At 61.5% G+C, this 19,135-nt stretch carries 19 protein-coding genes; 4 read left to right on the top strand and 15 right to left on the bottom strand.

What is annotated here, in order from left to right; genetic code table 11:
* Positions 1-133 precede the first annotated feature (133 nt).
* The 12 genes from FHT84_RS22045 to murA all read right to left on the bottom strand — a co-directional run bounded on the left by FHT84_RS22045 (position 134) and on the right by murA (position 12,889).
* Positions 134-1,084 (bottom strand): lytic transglycosylase domain-containing protein, encoded by a 951-nt coding sequence (locus FHT84_RS22045; protein ID WP_112342274.1) that lies wholly within the window; start codon positions 1,082-1,084, stop codon positions 134-136.
* A gap of 107 nt (positions 1,085-1,191) precedes the next feature.
* The gene (locus FHT84_RS22050; protein ID WP_183764103.1) at positions 1,192-2,307 is read right to left on the bottom strand and encodes an anhydro-N-acetylmuramic acid kinase; all 1,116 of its coding nucleotides are present in this window, start codon (positions 2,305-2,307) and stop codon (positions 1,192-1,194) included.
* Positions 2,308-2,317: 10 nt separating this feature from the next.
* Positions 2,318-3,334, bottom strand: coding sequence for a serine hydrolase (locus FHT84_RS22055; RefSeq protein WP_183764100.1), 1,017 nt, complete (start codon positions 3,332-3,334; stop codon positions 2,318-2,320).
* A 21-nt stretch (positions 3,335-3,355) separates the two neighbouring features.
* Positions 3,356-5,095 (bottom strand): ABC transporter ATP-binding protein, encoded by a 1,740-nt coding sequence (locus FHT84_RS22060; protein ID WP_183764097.1) that lies wholly within the window; start codon positions 5,093-5,095, stop codon positions 3,356-3,358.
* The gene (locus tag FHT84_RS22065) at positions 5,092-5,931 is read right to left on the bottom strand and encodes an ABC transporter permease (RefSeq protein WP_183764094.1); all 840 of its coding nucleotides are present in this window, start codon (positions 5,929-5,931) and stop codon (positions 5,092-5,094) included. Before FHT84_RS22065 ends, FHT84_RS22060 begins: the two co-directional genes overlap by 4 nt.
* Positions 5,931-6,890, bottom strand: a complete 960-nt coding sequence (locus FHT84_RS22070; protein ID WP_183764091.1) for an ABC transporter permease — start codon at positions 6,888-6,890, stop codon at positions 5,931-5,933. Before FHT84_RS22070 ends, FHT84_RS22065 begins: the two co-directional genes overlap by 1 nt.
* Positions 6,891-7,019: 129 nt before the next feature.
* Positions 7,020-8,465, bottom strand: a complete 1,446-nt coding sequence (locus tag FHT84_RS22075; RefSeq protein WP_246698599.1) for an ABC transporter substrate-binding protein — start codon at positions 8,463-8,465, stop codon at positions 7,020-7,022.
* A 156-nt stretch (positions 8,466-8,621) separates the two neighbouring features.
* Positions 8,622-9,545 (bottom strand): N-acetylmuramic acid 6-phosphate etherase, encoded by a 924-nt coding sequence (gene murQ / locus FHT84_RS22080; RefSeq protein WP_183764086.1) that lies wholly within the window; start codon positions 9,543-9,545, stop codon positions 8,622-8,624.
* 397 nt (positions 9,546-9,942) lie between these two features.
* The gene (locus tag FHT84_RS22085; protein WP_183764083.1) at positions 9,943-10,392 is read right to left on the bottom strand and encodes a type II toxin-antitoxin system VapC family toxin; all 450 of its coding nucleotides are present in this window, start codon (positions 10,390-10,392) and stop codon (positions 9,943-9,945) included.
* Complete coding sequence (locus FHT84_RS22090; RefSeq protein WP_112342281.1) at positions 10,389-10,640, bottom strand: type II toxin-antitoxin system Phd/YefM family antitoxin; 252 nt, start codon at positions 10,638-10,640, stop codon at positions 10,389-10,391. Before FHT84_RS22090 ends, FHT84_RS22085 begins: the two co-directional genes overlap by 4 nt.
* Positions 10,641-10,736: 96 nt before the next feature.
* A complete protein-coding gene (locus FHT84_RS22095) occupies positions 10,737-11,636 on the bottom strand; it encodes an N-acetylglucosamine kinase (protein WP_112342282.1) in 900 nt (299 codons plus the stop codon).
* Positions 11,633-12,889 (bottom strand): UDP-N-acetylglucosamine 1-carboxyvinyltransferase, encoded by a 1,257-nt coding sequence (murA, locus tag FHT84_RS22100; protein ID WP_112342283.1) that lies wholly within the window; start codon positions 12,887-12,889, stop codon positions 11,633-11,635. Before murA ends, FHT84_RS22095 begins: the two co-directional genes overlap by 4 nt.
* Before the next feature lie 227 nt (positions 12,890-13,116).
* On the opposite strand from murA, the gene FHT84_RS22105 reads away from it, so the two are divergent.
* From FHT84_RS22105 to FHT84_RS22120, 4 genes are all read left to right on the top strand, one after another.
* Positions 13,117-13,977: a MurR/RpiR family transcriptional regulator gene (locus FHT84_RS22105; protein WP_112342284.1), complete on the top strand. Its 861-nt coding sequence runs from the start codon at positions 13,117-13,119 to the stop codon at positions 13,975-13,977.
* A gap of 101 nt (positions 13,978-14,078) precedes the next feature.
* The gene (locus tag FHT84_RS22110; protein WP_112342285.1) at positions 14,079-14,855 is read left to right on the top strand and encodes an SDR family oxidoreductase; all 777 of its coding nucleotides are present in this window, start codon (positions 14,079-14,081) and stop codon (positions 14,853-14,855) included.
* Positions 14,856-15,001: 146 nt separating this feature from the next.
* Complete coding sequence (locus tag FHT84_RS22115) at positions 15,002-15,274, top strand: type II toxin-antitoxin system VapB family antitoxin (RefSeq protein ID WP_112342286.1); 273 nt, start codon at positions 15,002-15,004, stop codon at positions 15,272-15,274.
* Positions 15,271-15,684, top strand: a complete 414-nt coding sequence (locus tag FHT84_RS22120) for a type II toxin-antitoxin system VapC family toxin (protein ID WP_112342287.1) — start codon at positions 15,271-15,273, stop codon at positions 15,682-15,684. The genes FHT84_RS22115 and FHT84_RS22120 overlap by 4 nt, the downstream gene beginning before the upstream one ends.
* A gap of 73 nt (positions 15,685-15,757) precedes the next feature.
* Here FHT84_RS22120 and nadC read toward each other — a convergent pair whose 3' ends face one another.
* The 3 genes from nadC to nadA are packed head-to-tail and all read right to left on the bottom strand — an operon-like array spanning position 15,758 to position 19,126.
* Complete coding sequence (gene nadC, locus FHT84_RS22125) at positions 15,758-16,615, bottom strand: carboxylating nicotinate-nucleotide diphosphorylase (RefSeq protein ID WP_183764081.1); 858 nt, start codon at positions 16,613-16,615, stop codon at positions 15,758-15,760.
* A gap of 1 nt (position 16,616) precedes the next feature.
* Positions 16,617-18,158, bottom strand: coding sequence for an L-aspartate oxidase (locus FHT84_RS22130; protein ID WP_112342289.1), 1,542 nt, complete (start codon positions 18,156-18,158; stop codon positions 16,617-16,619).
* Positions 18,155-19,126: a quinolinate synthase NadA gene (nadA, locus tag FHT84_RS22135; protein WP_112342290.1), complete on the bottom strand. Its 972-nt coding sequence runs from the start codon at positions 19,124-19,126 to the stop codon at positions 18,155-18,157. Before nadA ends, FHT84_RS22130 begins: the two co-directional genes overlap by 4 nt.
* Between the last annotated feature and the right edge of the window lie 9 nt (positions 19,127-19,135).

Raw genomic sequence — 19,135 nt, forward strand, 5'->3', positions numbered from 1 at the left:
CCTTCGGCTACCCAAACGGCTTCCTCCCAAAGGTCGGGCCTACAAGAAATAAGCTTGCGACATCAGGGAGTAAAGCACAATCAAGCGGTGATGGATCGAACAATCGCCACGGGCGATGAACCCATGCAAAGCGCTAGTTCCTGAAGACCAGGCAGGAGCCGCCTTGCTGCCGGATCTGAGTGCATACGGCATCCGCTTCTTCCCGTGTTTGCCGCCCTATGCGCGCCGCATAGCGGACTCGGCGGCCGAAATCGGCATTGCGCTGACGTACGATCAAGGGCTTTTCGGCATTCAGCGGAGACGGCAACTTGCGGATATTCGCGGTAAATAGGCGCCGCGCGGCATCCAGCTGAAAATGCTCGGCCAATTGCGCGCCCCATGGCGCCCAGGGCCGCTCCTGCTCAAAAGGCGTCGGTTTCAGGCGCCGGCTCTGAGCAAGCGCGACGCAGGAATCGACGAACGGCTTGCTCTTATCCAGCACCGGGGCTGCGATATCGGGCGGATCGTCGCGCCATTCTTCGACACTGTGAGCAGTGATCGCGCTCACATAGTTACGCGTCTCATAGGGAAGCCCGCCGGCATTGAGGAAATTGGCAAGACCGCCCTCACCGGCATTATACGCAGCAGCAGCAAGACCGAGATTGCCGAAACGGTCGCGCAACTCATCAAGATAGGTCGCCGCCTTGCCGAGCGCTTCAAGCGCATCATAGCTGTCGCGAACGCCGCGCAGCTTCGCCGTTCCCGGCATGAATTGCGCGATGCCTCGCGCCCCCTTGGGGCTGATGGCATCGGAGCGAAACAGGCTTTCGCGCCAGACGAGCCGTGCGAGATAATCCGGCGGCAGATGGTTGGTATGAGCGAAATATTCGATGGCCGTGCACAGATCGCGATTGTAGCTGTCCTTGCGCAGGCACAGCGTTTCGCCCGTCTTCGTCGTCATCGGTCCGGAAATGCAGACGGGAGGCGCAACTCGCCATTCCGGCTGAGCGATTGCGGGGCTGTAAGCAAGGGCACTAATGGCAAATGCGACCGCAAAAGCGACGATGATGCCGACGAAGCCTGCCCGATACTGCCTGCCTGCCATATAAGCGATATCCGTCCGAGACCAACCGATCGCAACTTCGCGGCCTCTTCATATCATCGATCGACGGAAGCGAAAACCTCTCACGCGACAGCCAGCGCTAAGGCCTGTTACTCCGCGAGGCGGCCGCCGCGCATCGGCGCCGGCACGCCCGTCGTGCCGGGAAAGCTGATCGGCAGGCCACGCAGAACGCGCACCGCGAGAAACGCAAAGCACTCCGCCTCGACAGCATCGCCGCGCCAGCCGAGATCTTCGGCAAAGATCGGCTCGACTCCGGCCCGGCTTTTCAGCATCGACATGATCGTCGGATTGTGCCGGCCGCCGCCGCTGACGACGACCTTGGTGGGCCTGCGCGGCAGCAGGTCCAGCGCCTTGCCGACGGCGCTTGCCGTGAAGGCTGAAAGCGTGGCGGCGCCATCTTCCGGGCTGAGGCCATCCGCCATGGCGGCGCCGAAATCGAACCGATCCAGCGACTTCGGATAGGGTGCAGTCAGATAGGGATGCTGCAGCAGCCGCTCGAGCCGCGCCTCATCGACCTTGCCGGCAGCTCCAAGCGCACCGTCACGGTCCATTTCGCCGAGCCCGCGGGACTTGATGAAATCATTGAGCGGCGCATTGGCGGGACCGGTATCAAAGGCAACGAAATTGCCCTCGCCATCCCACCAGGTGACATTGGCAACGCCGCCGAGATTGAGAATGGCCGCCTCTCCTGCTGCACCCGCCCCGCGCAGCAGCGCGGTATGATAGGCAGCAGCAAGCGGCGCGCCCTGCCCGCCGGCACGCATGTCGGCCGAGCGGAAATCATAGGCGACCTTGGTGCCGAGAATAGAACGCATCAGCTCGCCGTCCCCAAGCTGGCGCGTCTGCCCAAGCCGGTCCTTCTGCGGCGCGCGATGCAGCACGGTCTGGCCATGAAAGCCGACGACGCCGATGTCTGCCATCGCCATACCGTTGCTTTCGACGAGCTCCCGCACCGCCTCCGACTGCGCTCGCGTCAAGGCTTCCTCGGCCGCCTTGAAGATCGCCGGTTCGGCTCCCTCGAAATTCCATGCGCGCGCCTGCCGCAACGTCTCTTCCAGCAGCTCTCGAATCCAGCTGGGATAAGGAGCCAGAACATAGGGGCCGAACTCCTCGATGCGCTCGCCGTCGGTCTTCAGCATGGCGACATCGATATTGCCGTCGAGGACGGTTCCGGTCATCAGACCGACTGCCCAGATTGGTTCCATAGTCAGGCTCCTATGCTGCGTTGACGAGATCGCTGACGGTCTGACGAAGCGCCAGGATGCCGCTGTCGAAGTGGCGCGTCGGATGGATGCGGTTGGTAAGGAGGGTCCAGGCTCGGCCTTGGTCGAAATCGACCCAGAGAGCCACGCCGGTAAATCCCGTATGGCCGATCGTGCCGGGCGAGCAGAGAGCGCCGCCATGCCAACCGTCATGGGGCCGTTCCCAGCCATGGGTGCGCGTCGCCGAAAGCGGCTGGCGCATCAGGGCGATCGACTGTGCAGATGCGCCGCTACCATCGAGTAGGCCTTTGGCGAAATCGAGGATTGCGTCAGCCGTTCCAAAGAGCCCGGCATGACCGGCACCCTGCAGCGCGGAGCAGTTGTCGTCATGGACTTCGCCCGACAGGACGCGATGGCGCCAGGTGCAGTCCTCCGTAGCCGCCGATGATTCTGGCGGCGCGGAAAAAGCAAATCCCGGGCCTGCATCCATGGCGCGGATCGTCTTCCCATTCAGCCGCTCCAGCGCAAGGCCAAGCAAAATGAAATTGATATCGGAATAGACGGGCGGCCCGGCGCGCCATTCGCGCTGCAGGATGAAGGCGCGCAGAAGCTCTGGATCCCGGCCATAGGTGTAGATTGGCTCGACTGCCGGAAACGGCGTCTGATGACCGAGACATTGGCGGAACGTCACCTTCCGCTCCCAGGCTTCGGCACTATACTGGCGCAGATCGGGCAGAAGTTCTGTAAGCGGCGCGTCGAGATCGATCGTGCCAGCCTCGGCCAGGGCCAGGATGCGCGGCGTGGTGAAAATGACCTTGGTGAGCGACGCAAGGTCGAACCAGGTGTCGACCAGCATCGGCCTGGCGCTCGGCACCTTCTGTGCCGAACCGACGGCGCGGACCTGCCTGATACCGTCGAGATCGATCATGCCAAGCACACCGCCGGGGATGCGGGACGTTGCAACCGATTGTTCGAGCGGTACAAAGGCCCGGTCGAAACGCTCCTGAAACTGCATCCTCGTCCCTGCCATCCCAGCTCCTTGCGACTTCGTTCAGGCTTCCACGAGAGCGATATGATCCGCCGCGAAGCGACGCCACTCCGGTACAGTCGGCTCGAAGCCCAAGGGGCGCACCAGCGACGGAACCTGGCGGGTGTCGAGCGTGAAGTTTTCCTTGCGCCGCGCCACCGTCGGAACCGCCGCGATCAACCGCCTGGTATAGGAATGCTTGGGTTCCGACAAGACCGAGGCGGCATCGCCAATCTCGACGATCTGCCCGGCATAGATCACCGCGATGCGATGGGCGATGCGTTCCACAACAGCCATGTCATGCGAGATGAAGAGATAGGCAAGACCATATTCGCGCTGCAGCTCGATCAACAAGCTTAAAACCTGGGCCTGGACCGAGACGTCAAGCGCGGAAACCGCCTCATCAAGCACCAGCACTGAGGGATTCAGCATCAGGGCACGAGCGATGCACAGCCTTTGCCGCTGGCCGCCGGAAAATTCGTGCGGATAGCGTTCGAGAGCGTTTTCTGGCAATCCCACGCGCTTCAAAAGCATGACCATGCGGTCTCGCGTCTCGACTGAGATGCGGCCGCCCGCGGCGATCACCGGTTCGGCAAGGATGCTATCGATGCGCAGTCTCGGATTGAGCGAAGCGTATGGGTTCTGGAAGACCATCTGCACCGCGCTGGTGCGATCCGCCGCCTTGCCGCTATTCGTCGTAAAGGTGCCGCGGGTCGATTTCACCAATCCGAGGATCGCGCGGGCCGTGGTGGATTTACCCGATCCGCTCTCGCCGACGATTGCCAGCGTCTCGCCCGGCATCAGGTCGAAACCGACGCCTTCGACGGCATGAACGGCGCCGCTCGACTGCCGAAGGAGGCCGCCCTTGACCGGAAAACGGACGGTCAAGCCATCGACCTTCAATGCCGGCTGGGACGACACCTCGTCCCGTTGAAAATCGGTGCGTGCAGCCTGTCCCGAGGCAAAATGCGGAACGGAATGCAATAGATGCTGCGTATAGGGATGGGTTGGATGATCGAGGATCTGATTAAGCTCGCCCTGCTCCACCGCTTCGCCCGCCTGCATCACCATCACCTTGTCGGCAATGCCGGCGACAAGCCCGATATCGTGGGTGATGAAGATCATCGACATGCCGGTCTCGCGCTTCAATTCGGCGAGCAGCGCCATGATCTGCGCCTGCACGGTGACATCGAGCGCTGTCGTCGGCTCATCGGCAATCAATAGACGAGGATTGCAGGCAAGCGCCGTTGCGATCATTACGCGCTGCAGCATGCCGCCGGAAAGCTGGTTCGGGCAATAGGTCAGCCGCCGCGCCGCGTCCGGAATACGCACGCGATCCAGCGCGTCCTTGGCAGCAGCCTTTGCCTGCTTGCCGGTCAGGCCGCGGTGCAGCCGGAAGGATTCTTCAATCTGCGTGCCGATGGTCAAAACCGGATTGAGGGAGGTCATCGGCTCCTGGAAGATCATGCCGATCTCGGCACCACGGATCTTCGTCAGTTCCGCTTCGCCCGCCTTGGTGAGATCGAGGATACTGTTGTCGCCACGCTTGAGCCGGATCGAGCCGCCGATAATGCGGCCACCGCCGAAATCGACGAGGCGATTGATTGACAGTGCCGTTACCGACTTGCCCGAGCCGCTCTCGCCGACGATCGCCAGCGTCTCGCCCGCTTCGAGATCGAAGCTGACACCGCGGACAATGGGATGGGCCTCCGCATTGCGCCCGAAGCCGACGCTGAGATCGGAGACGGAAAGAAGCGGTGTCATACCGTCGACCTCCGCATCTTCGGATCAAGGATATCGCGCAGAGCATCGCCGAGCAGGTTGAAGCCGAGAATGGAAATCATGATGGTCACGCCGGGGAAGATCAGCAGCCAAGGCGCCGTTTCCATAAGATTGCGACTGTCGCTCAGCATCAGACCTAGCGACGAGGCCGGCGGCTGCGTTCCCAGGCCGAGGAAGCTGAGACCCGCCTCCGTCAGCAGCGACCAGGCGAGCGCCAGTGTTACCTGCACCGTCAAGGGTGCGACGAGATTGAGCAGGAGATGCCGCGTCAGAATATAGGACCTGCTGCTGCCGAAGGTACGGGCGGCATCGACAAAATCGCGTGCCTTCAGAGAAAGGGCCGGGCCGCGCACGACGCGGGTGAAGATCGGCGTATAAACGATCGCGATCGCGGCGACGCTGGTCCAGGTACCAGGGCCGACAATGGCGATGATCAGCAGCGCCAGCAGGATCGCCGGGAAGGCTAAAAGCACATCCATCGCGCGCATGATAACGCCATCCCAGCGTTTGCCCGACCATGCCGCCGTCAGGCCAAGCACGGTGCCGATCAGGGTAGCGACGGCGACGGAAAAGAAGGCGACTGTGAAGGATTCACCGATGCCGTGCATCAGGCGGCTCGCGACATCGCGGCCGAAGAGGTCCGTGCCCATCCAATATGTGAGGCTCGGCGCATGCAAGCGGTCGATGCGGTTCTGCATCAGCGGATCGTGCGGGGTCACACCGAGCGTGCCGAGAATGGCAAGCAGGATATAGATGAGGACGATGACGCCGCCGATCCGGCCGCTCATATGTCCGAAGATGGCTCTGACGATCCGCATCAGCCTTCCCCCAGGCGAACGCGCGGATCGAGTGCGACATAGGCGAGATCGACGAGCAGATTGACGATCATGAAATTGAAGGCAATGAACAGCACGCTGCCCTGCACCAGCGCGTAATCGCGCTGCAGGATGGCATCGAGCACCATTCGGCCGAGCCCCGGCAGGGCATAGATCTGCTCGACCAGCACGGCACCACCGAGCAGGTAGCCGAATTCGACACCGCTCAGCGTAACGACGGGGATCAGCGCATTCGGTAGCGCATGCCGCCAGATGACGCCACGCGCCGGCACGCCACGGCTGCGGGCGGTGCGCACATAGTCATCGCTCAGGACATCGAGCATCGCCGAGCGCACGACGCGCGTCACCGACGCGGCGAAAGCAAAACCGAGGGTCAATGCGGGCAGGATCATCTGGCCGAGATTTTCAAGCGGGTTCTCCCAAAGGGGTGTGAAGGCGCCCATGGTCGGCAATACGCGAAATCCCGCCGACAAGGCATAGATCAGCAGCAGTCCGAGAACGAAGTTTGGCGTGGACTGCCCGATCATGGCGACGATGCGCACGGCAAGATCGGACAGTTTTTCATTGCGCGTGGCGGCAAAGACGCCCGCCGGCAGGCCGATGGCAAGCGCGATCACCATGGAAAGCAAGGCAAGCTCGAGCGTCAGCGGAAAGCGTTCCAGGATGATGTCGAGCACCGGCTTCCCGTAGGTGACGGAAATGCCGAGATTGCCCTGGAATACACCGAGCAGCCAGTGCCAGTACTGGATCGGCCAGGACTGATCGATGCCGAAATAGGCGGCAAGAGCCTCTCGCTGCTCCGGCGTCAGCAGGCCCGCATTGGTTCCGAGCATTGCCGTAATCGCATCGCCCGGCACCAGCCGGATGGCGACGAAGACGAAGATGGACACGCCCAGCATGATCAGCGGGAATGTCATCAGCCGGCGCGTCAGATACGACATTATAATTCCTCTAAAACAATTTCAGCTGAACCAAGACGTGAACTTACGGCCGAAATTGCGTAAAAACAAAGAGATAGAGCACTTCCATAACGTCATTTGAAAGGGAAATGCTCTAGCTCCCGATCGTCGTTACTTGATCGTGACTTTGCTCAGGCCGAACAACGAGCCGGTCGGCGTCGGCACGAAGCCCTCGACGTTCTTCTGCTCGGCGGTGTAGCCGTAGGCCGTGTAGAGCCAGATCCAGGGTGAGACCTCGACAAGATGCTTTTCAAATTCGGCGAAGATCTCCTTGCGCTTGGCCGGATCGGTTTCGGCGCGGCCCTTCTGCATCAGGCTGTCGAGCGTATCGTCGATATAGTTGGCGACCTTCTGCAGGTTGCCGGTCTTGGTCCAGTAACGGTTATACATCGAATAGGGGTCGGCACTGCCGCCATTGAGCGCCACGGCCATGTCGAAATTGCCCTTCAGCCAGGTGTCGACATAGACGTTGAGTTCCATCACCTTGATGTCGAGCTTGATGCCGATTTCGGCGAGCTGCGACTGAATGACCTGCGCTTCGGCCGTGGCTGTCGGCGGCTCGCCGGTTGCGGCGATCACGGTCGCCGAGAAGCCGTTGGCAAAGCCGGCATCGGCCATCAACTTCTTCGCTTTGGCGACATCGCGCGTGTAGCAGAAGAGCTTGCTGGGATCGGTGGCGTAGAGCGGCATCGTCAGCGGGCCGGTCACCTTGCCCTCGCCGAGTGCTGCCGTATCCATCACGTCCTTGCGGTCGATGGCGCAGGAGATCGCCTGGCGCACGGCCAGCTGATCCATGGGTTTACGCAACGGATTGAGCTGCAGAACGTTGTAGGAGAGCACCGGCGTGCGGGTGAGCTGCAGCTTCGGCTCCTTCGGCACCAGCGTTGCCACGAGCGGATCGTTCAGCAGCGCGAAATCGATCTGGCCGGTGCGGAGCGACGCAAGGATCGCGGTTTCATCCGGCAGCACGCTGATGTTGATGCCATCGACGCCGGTGGCGCCGCCCGCCCAATCCTTGTTGGCGCTCAAGACTTCCTTGGAGTTCGGAACCCAACTGTCGAGCTTGAAGGGGCCGGAGCCAATCGCCTTCGTGCCGATGGTGCCGGCTGCGATTTCGCTGGCCGGCACGACGGCAGCATTGAGGCTCGTCATGGCAGTCAGAAGCGGAACGTCGGGCTGCGACAGGTTGAAAACGACGGTATTGGCATCGGGCGTATCGATGCTCGCGATCGACAGGAAGTTCGCGCGGGCGACAGCGCCGGTCGCCTGATCGAGAATGCGCTGGAAGGAGGCCTTGACGTCGGCCGACGTGACAGCTGCGCCGTTCTGGAATTTGGCCTTTGCATTGAGTTTGAAGGTCAACTGCTTGCCGTCGGGCGAGAACTGCCAGCTCTCGGCGACACCGGGCACGATCTGCAGATTGCCATCGAGGCGAACGAGGGGCTCATAGATCAGTTCCAGCAGGCGGATGGAGGAGAAGGCGGTCTGCTTATGCGGATCAAGGCCGGTTGCGTCCTGCGACCATGCCATGCGCAACGTCGCTGCCTCTACGGGCATAGCAACCGTCGCCAGACCGATCCCCACGGCCAGCGCCACACCCGAAATCAGCTTCTTTCCAAAATTCCCTTCCACTTTCAGTCCTCCAAATTTTTTAAATGTCCCCGACCGATTTTGGCCCATTGATTGCCGTCGCGGCATGCCGCGATGGTTGTCTCAAGCAGTCCTGGCGTTGATGGCCTTGCGCAGGAATCCATCAGCGTTTTGCAATGCCGTGCGGGCTTCTTCAATGCCCATCCCGGTAATTTCCATGAGAATGGCTAGCTTGACGTCATTGCCGGTGAGATCAAGCACCCGGCGGGCCTCCTGCTGGGTGCAACCGGTCGCTTGCATGACGATGCGCGAGGCGCGCGCCACCAGCTTCTTGTTGCTGGCGCTGACGTCGACCATCAGGTTCTGATAGCTCTTGCCGATGCGGATCATGCTTGCTGTCGTCAGCATGTTGAGAATGAGTTTCTGCGCCGTGCCGGATTTCAGCCGGGTCGAACCGGTCAGGATTTCCGGGCCGACAACGGGCGAGATCGCCAGATCGGCAATGCCGGCGATGATGGAATTGGGATTGCAGGAGAGCGCGACGGTAAAGGCACCGATACTCTTGGCGTAGTTCAGGCCACCGATCACATAGGGCGTGCGGCCACTGACGGCGATGCCGACGACGACATCATCCTTGCTCAGCTTGATCTCTTCCAATGCCTGGCGCCCTTGGGCCGGATCATCCTCCGCACCCTCGATCGAGCGCCGCAGCGCATCCGGGCCGCCAGCGATCAGGCCGATGACCATATCCGGCGGCACGCTGAAAGTGGGCGGGCATTCGGAGGCGTCGAGAACGCCGAGACGGCCGCTGGTGCCGGCCCCCATATAGATCAGCCGTCCGCCCTTCTGGAAGGTGGCGACGATCTGATTGACGGCGGCGGCAATCGCTGGGATCACCTTCTCGACGGCGAGGGGCACCGTCTGATCTTCGTAGTTGATTTCACGCAGGATATCGAAGGTCGGCAACAGATCGATATGCATCGTATTCGGATTGCGCCCTTCGGAAACCAATTGTTCCAGTTCGGATATCAACGTCTGTTCTGTCATGGGCCTGCTCGCGAAATAACGCTTCGATATCAACAGCTCGCAGTGGCAAGTTCGATCACTTTAATATCGAACACGCCACAGCAAGGATCGGTTTTCAGTCAGACGGCCGATCAAAATCAGCCAGGGCTCGGGCGGCCTTTTCGGCTCCGCTTCCTGCCCACTCCCTGTTTACCTTGGTTAACACTATGTCTGATTATTCCTTTCGTCAATCTATAAAGGAATAAAATATTCCAATTCTGCCGCGCAAATTCACCACTGCGATTATGCGGCGACAGCACACAGCGGGTAAGTGTGATTTACCGACCGACGCCAGCTAACGCTTCGACTCCAGATCAGTCAGCTTGATCGTAGACGTCGCCATCATCGCGCTGGTTGCCATTCATTGTGGAGATAGCGATCATTCCGATCTGAAAACCGCCGGAAGATCAGCCGATACGTCGAGCGGCTGAAAATGCCGCAAGTTCTCGGTGATGACCGTCAGGTCATAAGCCCGCGCCGTCGCTGCAATGATAATGTCGCCGAGGCCAGGATTGTGGCCCTTGCTCAGGGCGTCGTCTTCCAGAGCACCGGCGATCCGCGCAACCACCGCATCCATGGGTAGGATACGATCGCTGAAACTGTGCGTGATGAAATCGAGCCAGTCAGAGAGACGCTTGGCTCGCTCAGTTCCGCCACGACGATGAAGGGAGCGTATTCCCTTTTCGATCTCCGACACGGACATGGCCGACAGAAAGAGCGCATCGGCTTCGCCCTGATTGTGGAACCAGATCCGGATGGCATCGGAGGGCGGCACCTTATCCGGCGCAAACCTGCTGATAATAGTCGTATCGAGCAGGTACTCCGTCACAGATCAACGTCCCTCATTTTTGAGGAGTTTCGATCCAGATCGACACCACCGGGGAAGGTGAGCAGGAAATCCCCGAAATTCGGCCTTGGCTTCTTCAGAGCCTTCTTCGCGGCCTCTGCCGCTTCGACCGACACAAGTACGGCAGCGGGCTTCCCGTGGCGCGTAATGGTGACAAAATCACCGTTGGCGGCCTCATCGACCAGATTGGCAAAGCCTGCCTTTGCCTCTGCTACGCTAATTGTTGACATCACGGCCCTCAATCTAAAATGACCATATATAGTCAAAATAGGGCCTACCGTCGTTGGAATCAAGGGGAAAGAGAAAGACGTCTATTGCATCCCAGGTCATTCGGTTCGAGAGCCGCAAATTGCCTGTCTTGCCAAAATGATCGCACCGGATACCGCGTCACCATCGCTGGGTTTCAATCGACGGCGTACATCGGGCGAGAGCCAGGGCTCGAGCGGGCTTGCGAGACCGCCGAGCAGGCAGACGCGCGGCGCACCTTTTTCGAACAGGGTGCGAACCAGAGTATCGATATGGCCGGCCGCGCTTTGCACGATCCGCCGCGCGGCAGCATCGCCCTGATCGGCATGCCTAAGGACCATGGGCGCAAGAGCGGCATAATCCGTCGCCGATGCCCGGTCCATCCAAGCGACCGCCTCCATCGGATCGTTCTGAAAGCGTTGCATGATTTCGGCCAGCAATGCGGTCTTCTGTTCACGGCCGTCATGGGCACGCAATACAAGCTGCACGGCCTTCAGCCCGAGATAGGCGCCGCTGCCTTCATCCGAAATGGGAAAACCATAGCCGCCGACCCGCAATTGCCGTCCTTCGACAAGGCCGAGGCCGATCGAGCCCGTCCCAGCAATGACAATGGCACCATCGCGACCGGAATGCGCGCCGAGGCAGGCGCCCTCGCCGTCGCTGATAAAATGGATACTGGCAAAGGGATGTTCGATCGCCTTCAGTGCGGCAAGGGCGCCCTTGCGGCCGATCCCGGCCAAACCGACACCGACATGGACGCGCCCAAGATCGGAGGCATTCAGCCCCGCCTCCTCGATAGCGGCATCGAAGGCACGCGAAATCGATGCCCATGCTTCAGTGATCCCGAACCGGGTCGTTGCCGGCCCGGACAATCCCTGCCCCAAGACCGTGCCTTCAGCATCCTCGATGCGAGCCCGGCAGCCGGTGCCACCGCCGTCAATGCCGAGGAAATAGGGAGCGTTTTCCGATGCGGCCGTCATGATGTCAGCCGTTCGATATCGGCGCCGCAGAGGCGCAGCTTGCGATCGAGCTGCTCGTAACCGCGGTCGAGATGATAGACACGGTTGACGATGGTTTCGCCCTTGGACACGAGGGCGGCGAGAACCAGCGACACGGATGCCCTGAGGTCCGTCGCCATCACCTGCGCGCCCTTGAGCGGCGCACCGCCGCGCACCAGTGCCGTCGTGCCCTGCAGGGTGATGTTGGCGCCCAGCCGCGTCAGCTCCGGTACATGCATGAAGCGGTTTTCGAATACCGTTTCGCGGATCAGCGACGCGCCTTCCGCACAGCAGGCCAGAGCCATGAACTGTGCCTGCAGATCCGTCGGGAAGCCGGGATAGGGTTCGGTGGTGATATCGGCTCCCTTGAGCGGACCGTCTCGCGAGACAACGAGACCCCGATCGCTCGGCCAGACACTCACTCCCATAGCCTCAAGCGCCTGGACGACCGAAGCCAGATTTTCCAGCCGTGCATGGATAAGTTCGAGCTGACCGCCGGTGATCGCGGCTGCTATGGCATAGGTGCCGGCTTCGATGCGGTCAGGGATACCGTGATGCTTGGCGAACCGCCAATCGGTGTCACCATCGATGAAGATGCGATGGGTTCCCGCTCCTTCGATCCGTGCACCCATGGCGCAAAGACAAGCCGCGAGATCAGCCACCTCCGGCTCACGGGCGGCATTCAGGATCTCGGTTTCGCCCTTGGCCGCGCAGGCGGCCATCATGGCCGTCTCCGTCGCGCCGACGGATGGCGAGCTCAGCACGATCCGTGCGCCCTTCAGCCCGCTCGGCGCCGAGGCGACGATCAGGCCGCTTTCGATCGCGATATCGGCGCCCAAAGTCGCCAGGGCCTTGATATGCATATCGACGGGCCGGGCGCCAATGGCACAGCCGCCCGGAAGCGAAACACGCGCATGGCCGAAGCGGGCAAGCAGCGGCGCCAGCACCAGCACAGTCGCCCGCATGCGCCGGACCGTATCATAGGAGGTCTCCTTCGAGACGATCTCGCTCGCATCGACCGTCGTGCCATGCGGCCCGCGTGCGATCTTGGCGCCGTGCAGCGCAATAACGCCGAGCATGTTCTCGACGTCGCTGACGGCGGGCAGGTTCGTGAGCTCCAGCGGATGTGGGCTCAAGAGCGCTGCGGCGATCTGCGGCAAGGCGGCGTTCTTGGCGCCGGCGATGGTCACCGCGCCCTGCAACCTTTTGCCGCCGGAGATGCGAAGTCTGTCCATGATGAAAATCCGTCGAGGAAAAGGTGAGGACGCCACGAGTCCTTCACGCGTCTCCTCCAAAGACTAATCGGCCATTCCAGAGTGTCAACCGGATTTGGAATTTTTTATTCCAACCTGCTGTGATAATGTCCGATCGCACGAAGCGAGATTGCCGAGCTTGAACCGGATGCTATTTTCGATGCGCTCGTGTCAGTGGGTAAAGCGGCCTTGATGGCTTGAAGGGACAAATGTCGATCTTAAAGAAAATCAGCGCGCAGCTGGAAAGCATGGCCCCCGCCGATCGTCAGATCGGACAGTTCATCATCGACAATCCCGATCAGATGCTGCGCCTCTCCTCCGCCGCTCTCGCGGCGGAAACCGGCCGCAGCCAGTCGAGTGTCGTGAAATTCAGCCAGAAGCTCGGCTATGCCGGTTATCAGGAAATGAAGCTTGCCGTCAGCGAGGCGAAAGCGCAGGAATGGCAGGCGCCGGCCGGCATGATCCATGGCACGATCGAGGTGGGCGACGGCTATCTCACAATCCTGCAGAAGCTGCTCGGCAGCAAGATGCAGGCCATGCAGCAGACCATTTCCGTCAACAACGAAGCCGATATCGAAAAGGCGCTCGAAGCGCTGCATGATGCCCGGCGCATCCATCTGGCCGGCGTCGGCGCCTCGTCGCTGGTGGCGCGCGATTTTTCCTACAAGCTGATGAAGCTCGGCCGTAACGTGCTGCATGATAGCGACAGCCATGTGCAGATGGCCAACGCATCGACGCTTGGGCCTGACGACCTGCTCTTTGCGCTGTCCTATTCCGGCGCCAGCATCGAGACGCTGCGGATTGCAGAGCTGGCAAGCCAGCGCCAGGCGACCGTCATTGCCGTCACCGGGTTGCAGGACAACCCGCTTGCCCGCGTCGCCGATATCTGCCTCCATACCGTCGGCGACGAGGATCGCGTGCGGTCGTCGGCGATCACCGCCCGCGACGCACAGTTGATGCTGACCGACCTGCTGTTCATTCTCCTGGTGCAGCGTCAGCCTGACGCCAACGACTATGTCCATAACAGCGAGACGGCCGTTTCCGTGCTGAAGGCCAAGCGTCTTTCGTAAGATCGCGCTCCGGTAACCAAGCTGTGACGACCGCAACCCTGTACGATGGTGATTTCGGGACGTAGCTTGGCGATCCAAGCAAATCATACCGGAGACATTCCATGGACCTTGGCCTCAAGGATAAAATCGTTCTGATCACGGGCGGCTCGAAGGGCATCGGTTTTGCCTGCGCCGAGCTCTTCCTGCAGGAAGGCGCACGGGTTGCGATCTGCTCGCGCTCGCAGTCCAATATCGATGCCGCCCTCTCCAGGCTTCCCGGCACACGCGGCTACGCCGCCGACCTGGTCTCCGACGAGCAGGCACTTGCCGTGGTGAACAAGGTCGAGTCCGATGTCGGCCCGATCGATATCCTCGTCAACAGCGCAGGTGCCGCGGCACGCACGCCGGCGGATGAGCTGACGCCTGCCATCTGGCGGGCTGCGATGGATGCGAAGTATTTTTCCTACATCAACGTGATCGATCCCGTCATCAAACGCATGGGCGCGCGCGGCTCAGGTGCCGTCATCAATATCATCGGTAATGGCGGCAAGATCGCCTCGCCCGTCCACCTGGCCGGTGGATCGGCCAATGCCGCCCTGATGCTCGCAAGCGTCGGCCTTGCCAACGCCTATGCCGGCAAAGGTGTGCGTGTCGTCGGCCTCAATCCTGGCCTCACCGAGACGGACCGTGTCGCCGAGGGCCTGAAGGCGGCCGTGAAGGCTTCCGGCTTGACCGAGAAGGAAGCGCTAGCGGATGCCCTTAAGCGCATCCCGATCGGCCGCATGGCCGATCCAGGCGACATCGCCAATGTCGTTGCTTTCCTGAGTTCGGCCAAGGCCGGCTATGTCACCGGCGTCGTGATCAGCATGGACGGCGCGCAGGTGCCGGTCGTGGTGTGAAAGCTGAGCAGCGACTTGGTCGCATCAGAATCAAGGAGTAAATTTGGCTTACGTGTTCACCGGGATCAACTTGATCGAGACCCTTTTGCATTGAAGAAGCGATATACACGTGCTATCTAGATCGTTCATCTAGAAAGGCAGCGATCATGGCGTTGAGCATCAAGACTGAAGAGGCGGATCGGCTGGCGCGGGAATTATCCCGCCTGACCGGCGAAACCATGACCGACGCCATTACCCAGGCCATGCGCGAGCGGCTTGAACGGCTGCGTGCCGAGCAGGAGACACAGGGCGACTATGCTGCCCGTATGAAAGCTTTCGTCCGCCGGCGCGCCGGCCGCTACGATCGGCGACCCGTCACGAAACAGGAATGGGATGAAGCGGTCGGCGACACAGCTGAAGAACTCGATTTCCCCCGATGATGATCGTTGATGCGTCTGCCATCATAGCGATCATGTTCGAGGAGGCGGAAGCTTCAGACTGCGTGATGGCCCTCCAGACGGACGCTCAGCGTCTCATATCGGCTGTGAATTACGTCGAAGCCGGCACGGTCATGGCGGGCAGGATCAAAGAAGGAGACCGGTATGAGGCGATTGCCGATCTAGACGAGTTTTTGACCGAATTCCGCATCGGGATTGCCTCGATAGACGAAAATCTCGCGCGAGCCGCGATGAAGGCCCGTGTGAAATACGGTAAGGGTTTCGGCACGCGAGGCGGCCTGAATTTCGGCGATTGCTTCGCCTATGCCCTTGCCAAACGACATTCAGCCCCTTTGCTCTATGTCGGAGATGATTTTGCGTTGACCGACGTGCAATCCGCATTGACGAAATAAATGACCAACTGGAAGCTGGGCTGCCAGCAACCTTGCGTTGCCGACAGCCCAAAATGTAGAAGCTCGCTCTGCCTCAGGCCGCAGCCTTCCAGTCCAGCCCGATATCGAGCGTCGGCGCACTATGCGTCAGCCAGCCGACGGAGATGAGATCGACGCCGGTAGCGGCGATTGCGGAAGCCGTTGCCGGCGTAATGCGGCCGGAGGCTTCCGTGATGGCCCGGCCGCCGACAATATCAACTGCCTCGCGCAGTTGATCCGGTGTCATGTTGTCGAGCAGCACGGCGTCGACACCCTCCTGCATCGCTTCGCGAAGCTGCGCGAGCGTATCCACTTCGACTTCGATCTTGACCATATGACCGACGCCCGCCTTGGCGCGGCGGATGGCTTCGGCGATACCCCCGGCAATGGCGACATGATTATCCTTGATCAACACGGCGTCATAGAGCGCGAAGCGATGGTTCATGCCGCCGCCGGCGCGCACGGCGTATTTTTCCAGGGCCCTGAGGCCCGGCGTCGTCTTGCGCGTGCAGACGATCGATGCCTTCGTGCCGGCGATCGCCTCGACGATGCTGCCGGTCACGGAGGCAATACCGGAGAGATGGCCGAGGAAATTGAGCGCGGTGCGTTCCGCTGTCAGCAGGCCGCGGGATGGTCCTTCGATCGTCGCGATGACCTCACCGACATCAACCTTCGTACCGTCGGGCACATGACGGGTCATGGCGATGGCGGGATCGACCAGCTGGAAGGCCAGCTCGGAGGCATCGAGGCCCGCGACCACGCCCGGCTCGCGGGGTACCATAGCAACGCGGGACCGATGTTCCGCCGGAATGACGGCGGTGGACGTTACGTCGCCGGCAAGGCCGAGATCTTCGACAAGCGCATTGCGCACAAGCGGCTCAACGATCACGCGCGGGAGGGGAGCAAGCGTCATGTCAGGCACTCCTTGCCATCGAATAGGGAACGACGGACCGGGCGATATCGAGGGCGTCGGTGAGATACATCATGCGGCGCTGCGCGTATTGCAGTTTCAGCGGAAAATCCGTGCGCGCATGGGCGCCGCGTGATTCCATCCGGAGACTTGCGAAGACGGCGATCAGCAAGGCCACCAGCGCAGGGTTAGTTGCCGTGCTTTCGTTCTCACAAAGCGGCAGAAGGGCCGCGATCGCGCCATGGATGGCACCGGCATTGCGCAACACGCCGAGATGCCGCGACACAATCGGCCGGACGGTCGTCGGGTCTGGCGCGAATGTCTCGGGATGTTGCTTCGGCAATCTTGCGAGGCTTGCATCCGTGCCAGCGATATCGCGCGCCGCCCGCATGCCCATGACCGCGGCCTCGAGCAGGGAGTTGCTGGCAAGGCGGTTGGCGCCGTGCAAGCCGGTGGAAGCCGCCTCGCCGACAACCCATAGGCCGGGAACCGAACTGCGGCCGCTCTCGTCGGTCGCAACGCCGCCCATGTGATAGTGAACGGCCGGACGCACCGGGATGAGATCGCTCGACGGATCAACGCCCGCCTCGTGGCAAAGGGCCTCGATGACTGGAAAGCGCGCGGCGAAACGATTGCCGAGCGCGCCTCGCGCATCGAGGAAGACCCGACCGCCGCGGGCGATTTCCGCGCTGATGGCACGGGCAACCACATCGCGCGGTGCAAGCTCGGCACCTTCGACACCGGCCATGAAGCGCTCGCCGCTTTCATTGACGAGCAGCGCGCCCTCGCCGCGAACCGCCTCGCTGACAAGCGCCAGGGGGCGACGGCGGCTGTCGAGCGCCGTCGGATGAAATTGCACGAACTCCATATCGGCAAGCCGTGCCCCGGCCCGTGCCGCAAGCGCAATCCCCTGCCCGAAATTGCCAACCGGATTGGTCGTGGCATCGAAGAGACCGCCGATGCCGCCGGTAGCAAGGACGATACGGGAGGACGGCAAGACGATATTGCCCTTGCCGGTCAGGCACAGAAGGCCGGCGACGCGATCCCCATCCAGCAACAGGCGTTGCGCCTGACAGCCCTCGAGCACCGTGATGGATGGCGCGCGGGCGACCGCCTCGGCGAGCGCGCGGACGATGGCAGCCCCCGAACCATCGCCCCTGGAATGCACGATACGTCGAAGCGAATGGGCAGCTTCGAGGCCGAGGGACAATTCGCCGGCATCGTTGCGGTCGAACTCGACGCCCAAACGCTCCAGCGCCGCAATGGCCGCAGGCGCTTCGGCGACGATCCTTGCCGCCACTTTCGCGTCGCAAAGCCCGTCGCCGGCGACAAGCGTATCGGCGAGATGCAGGGCTGCACTATCGCCCTTGCCGATACTGGCGGCGATGCCGCCCTGTGCCCAGGCGCTCGACGTTTCCGCTCCGATCAGGGCACGGGTGACGATAACGGCCGGCTCGGGCGCCAGCGTCAGCGCCGTCATCAATCCGGCAAGGCCGCTGCCGACGATGACGACGCGGCCGCCAAGTTCTTCGAGGATCTCGCTCATATCGCCAGCATCCTTTCTACCGCCCGACGGGCGTCGGCGGCAATTGCCGGGTCGACCGTCACCTCATGCCGCCCTTCTTCCAGGGCCTTGCGGATGTTGCCGAGGGTGATGCGCTTCATATGCGGGCAGAGATTGCAGGGCCGGATGAACTCGACGTCCGGATGATGCACAGCGACATTGTCGCTCATCGAACATTCGGTGAGCAAGACGACGCGCGACGGACGTTTCTTGCCGACATAGTCGGACATGACGGCAGTCGAGCCGGCGAAGTCCGCCGCCTCGACGACATCGGGCGGGCATTCCGGATGAGCCAGCACGGTTACGCCGGGATAATTCTCACGGAGCTGGCGTATATCGTCCGCTGTGAAGAGTTCGTGAACCTCGCAATGCCCATGCCAGGCGATGAGCTCGACATTGGTTTCGCGCGCGACGTTGCGCGCAAGATATTCATCCGGCAGCATCAGCACCTTCGGCACGCCGAGCGATTCCACCACCTGCCGGGCATTGCCCGAAGTACAGCAGATATCGGAAGCCGCCTTCACGGCTGCCGACGTATTGACGTAGGTGACGACGGGAACGCCGGGATGAGCCTGACGCAGCAAGGCGATATCCTCCGGCGTGATCGATTCCGCGAGGGAGCAACCGGCCTCCAGATCAGGGATCAAAACGGTCTTTTCCGGGTTCAGTAGCTTGGCAGTCTCTGCCATGAAGTGCACGCCGGCCAGGACGATGATGTCGGCATCGACCTCCACGGCCTTCCGCGCAAGCGCGAGACTGTCGCCGACGATATCGGCAACACCATGGAAGATTTCCGGTGTCTGATAGTTGTGGGCGAGAATGACGGCATTGTGCCGCCGCTTCAAACCAAGGATCGCCTCGACGTCGTCCTGGAATGACAGCCATTCGGCTTTCGGGATGACGCGGCTGACACGATCGTAGAGTGGGGATGCGGATACGGGAAGATTCATGACCGGCTC

Source organism: Rhizobium sp. BK289 (assembly GCF_014193575.1).
Classification (GTDB): Bacteria; Pseudomonadota; Alphaproteobacteria; order Rhizobiales; family Rhizobiaceae; genus Rhizobium; species Rhizobium tropici_C.

Coding starts and splice junctions, on each gene's coding strand:
- FHT84_RS22110 (WP_112342285.1), top strand. CDS start 14,079: ATGGACCTTGGCCTCAAGGATAAAATCGTTCTGATCACGGGCGGCTCG.
- FHT84_RS22120 (WP_112342287.1), top strand. CDS start 15,271: ATGATGATCGTTGATGCGTCTGCCATCATAGCGATCATGTTCGAGGAG.
- FHT84_RS22050 (WP_183764103.1), bottom strand. CDS start 2,307: ATGGAACCAATCTGGGCAGTCGGTCTGATGACCGGAACCGTCCTCGAC.
- FHT84_RS22090 (WP_112342281.1), bottom strand. CDS start 10,640: ATGTCAACAATTAGCGTAGCAGAGGCAAAGGCAGGCTTTGCCAATCTG.
- FHT84_RS22045 (WP_112342274.1), bottom strand. CDS start 1,084: ATGGCAGGCAGGCAGTATCGGGCAGGCTTCGTCGGCATCATCGTCGCT.
- murA (WP_112342283.1), bottom strand. CDS start 12,889: ATGGACAGACTTCGCATCTCCGGCGGCAAAAGGTTGCAGGGCGCGGTG.
- FHT84_RS22070 (WP_183764091.1), bottom strand. CDS start 6,890: ATGTCGTATCTGACGCGCCGGCTGATGACATTCCCGCTGATCATGCTG.
- FHT84_RS22130 (WP_112342289.1), bottom strand. CDS start 18,158: ATGAGCGAGATCCTCGAAGAACTTGGCGGCCGCGTCGTCATCGTCGGC.
- FHT84_RS22065 (WP_183764094.1), bottom strand. CDS start 5,931: ATGCGGATCGTCAGAGCCATCTTCGGACATATGAGCGGCCGGATCGGC.
- FHT84_RS22105 (WP_112342284.1), top strand. CDS start 13,117: ATGTCGATCTTAAAGAAAATCAGCGCGCAGCTGGAAAGCATGGCCCCC.
- FHT84_RS22075 (WP_246698599.1), bottom strand. CDS start 8,465: ATGCCCGTAGAGGCAGCGACGTTGCGCATGGCATGGTCGCAGGACGCA.
- FHT84_RS22060 (WP_183764097.1), bottom strand. CDS start 5,095: ATGACACCGCTTCTTTCCGTCTCCGATCTCAGCGTCGGCTTCGGGCGC.
- nadA (WP_112342290.1), bottom strand. CDS start 19,126: ATGAATCTTCCCGTATCCGCATCCCCACTCTACGATCGTGTCAGCCGC.
- FHT84_RS22095 (WP_112342282.1), bottom strand. CDS start 11,636: ATGACGGCCGCATCGGAAAACGCTCCCTATTTCCTCGGCATTGACGGC.
- FHT84_RS22055 (WP_183764100.1), bottom strand. CDS start 3,334: ATGGCAGGGACGAGGATGCAGTTTCAGGAGCGTTTCGACCGGGCCTTT.
- murQ (WP_183764086.1), bottom strand. CDS start 9,545: ATGACAGAACAGACGTTGATATCCGAACTGGAACAATTGGTTTCCGAA.
- nadC (WP_183764081.1), bottom strand. CDS start 16,615: ATGACGCTTGCTCCCCTCCCGCGCGTGATCGTTGAGCCGCTTGTGCGC.
- FHT84_RS22115 (WP_112342286.1), top strand. CDS start 15,002: ATGGCGTTGAGCATCAAGACTGAAGAGGCGGATCGGCTGGCGCGGGAA.